The 2,126-nt window shown below is 66.4% G+C and carries 2 protein-coding genes; both read right to left on the bottom strand.

Annotated features, from left to right (window positions below; all coding sequences use genetic code 11):
- Nucleotides 1-785: phosphotransferase (locus tag ACZ4QV_RS42435; protein ID WP_467764564.1), on the bottom strand; the 785-nt coding region annotated here is incomplete at its 3' end.
- Between the two features lie 646 nt (nucleotides 786-1,431).
- Entirely contained in the window at nucleotides 1,432-1,788 is a 357-nt protein-coding gene (locus ACZ4QV_RS42430; RefSeq protein WP_467764563.1) for a hypothetical protein, read from the bottom strand.
- Nucleotides 1,789-2,126: the final 338 nt, after the last annotated feature.

Genomic DNA, 2,126 nt, shown 5'->3' with positions numbered 1-2,126 from the left:
GCCTGAGTCGATTCCCTGGCACTGGTCGCCGCGTCCAACAGGGTGCGGTATAGCAAGTCCCCGACGACCCCGCCGAGGTCGCGCGCAGCATCTCCGGCCCGGAACTCCTCGAAGTCGGTGAGATAGATCGTGCCGTCGTCGGCGACCAGGAATTGGTCCAGGCGCAGATCGCAGTGGGCCGCCACCGTGTCGGCTTCGCCTTCACAGCGAAGTAGTTGACGCAACGCCGCAACCAGGTCGGCGTCGTTTTGCAGGAGGGCCCACACCTGCAGCTCCGCGGCCGACGACGACTCAAAGAGGGCCAGAGGTATCGCCTCCAGCAGTTCCTCCGAAGGCAGCAGGGGGCTTGTCGCCCGTTCGGGCTGCAGGTCGTCGGTCGGCAGGTTGTGCAGCAGTGCGACCGTGTGGCCGAGGGAGTGCGCCAAGTCGTGGGTGAGCTGCTCCTCGCGCATCAGTTCCACCGCGGTCTTTGTTTCGTCCACACACGAAAAGACCAGTACGGCCGCTTCAGGATCGGCGCCGAGCAGTCGAGGAGCGACCAATGCGGTGGAGCCAGCTCTTGCCAGCGACCGCTCGAAGGAGAGGCACTGGCGAACCCTCGCCGCCGATGCCTCGCGCGGCCCCTCCAGTTTCTTAACGAAGACGCGTGTTCCGTTCTCCGTGGTGCAGATCCAGTTGCGGTTGCGGCCCGGAAGCCGACGGAGATCGGTCGTATGGGCGAGAAGTCCGAGTCCGGTACGGGAGAGGATGCCCTGTACCTCACGGAGCTGGTCGAGAGTGCTCACAGGCCCGCCGGTCACGACCGCACATCCCTGTTGATTGACTGGCTGATCAGGCGCGTCGCCTGTGACGGGTCATCGGCGGCGGTGTAAACCCGCTTCGCGAGCACGGGTTCCCCCTTGCGCAAGTGCAGCAGCACTGGCTGTCTGAGTTCGATGACGAGGTGGGTCGCCCCCCCCGACGGAGCATGCCACCTCCTCGGCCGAGCCCGGTACGCGGCGCAGTCCGTTTCCGGGGAAGTGCCGGTGGGCGACGCTCACCCTGCCCAGTGCTGTCGTGGGAATCGTCAGCGTGCGGAAGGGGCCGGTACGCAGAAGCAGCGAGCTGTCGCCGAGCAGGTGGGGTGCCCGGGACGTCATCGCGCAGATACCCAGTGACAACGTCAGGGAGAGCAGGACCCATACGATGTGAACCGCCCGGGCGACTGGTGGAAGTTTCGCGTCGATGATCAGCGCGACGAGTACATCGGTAACAGTGAAGGCCAGGATGGCCATCCGCGCGCTTGAGGAATGGGGGATACGCCGCTCGCCCTCGGGAAGCCGCAGCGGTCGTCGGGCCGCCCAGGCCCCGAGGTCACGCAGCATGGTCCTCGTCCACTGGGCCCCCGACCTACGAGGCGCTTGGGCCTCGATGGGGCCGGAAGCCGTCTGGTCACACATCCTGGATGACCCTTCCGAGCCAGAACCCCGACACCATGCAGGTTCCGGCCACCACGCTGAGCGTTGCCGCCTTCGGCCTGTGGCCGGACAGGCCGGCCACACCGGCAGCCCCTGCCACGCCGACGAGTCCGGCGACGGCGGGAAGGCACCGAACCAGGAGCCGCCGCTGGCCGGACCCTCGCAAGGTGACCGAGGCAGCGTCGGCTACGTCGTTGACCCCTCTGATCCGCTTCGAAGAGCCGTAAGCGGCGCGGGTCTCGGCGGTTTGCAGAGCGGTGTTGGTCTCCTGCCAGTACGTACGCCAGTGCACGGTATCCCCGCCGCATGCGCCGACGTAGGCGAGCGTCACCGCAAGACTGGGGAAACTGATGCCGCGGGCGGCTTCTGACAGCGTGGTACCTGAGTACTTGGCGCGACTGGCCAGTTGTCTGTACGAGGGGTTCCCCGCTGCTCTCTTGAGTGCTCTCAACTCGTAAGCGAGACGCTGTAGGGAACCCTCGGATGGATCTATGTGGGTCTCTGGCCTTCCCATGTTTCCCTGCTTTCTGTGCCACAGAGCCTTCCGCATTTCATGCACCGGGTCGGCTCGGTCGGGCTTCTTACCTGGACGCGTGCGCAAGCGCCGCCCCGAGAAGGGCGGTGCCAGGATGTCGAGGTGTCCGGTCCGGCCCGCGGAGGGCTGTTACT

The sequence above is a fragment of the Streptomyces sp. NPDC026394 genome (assembly GCF_055567735.1).
Note: the sequence above shows the minus strand (reverse complement) of the source record. Positions and strands in the feature narration are given on the sequence as shown.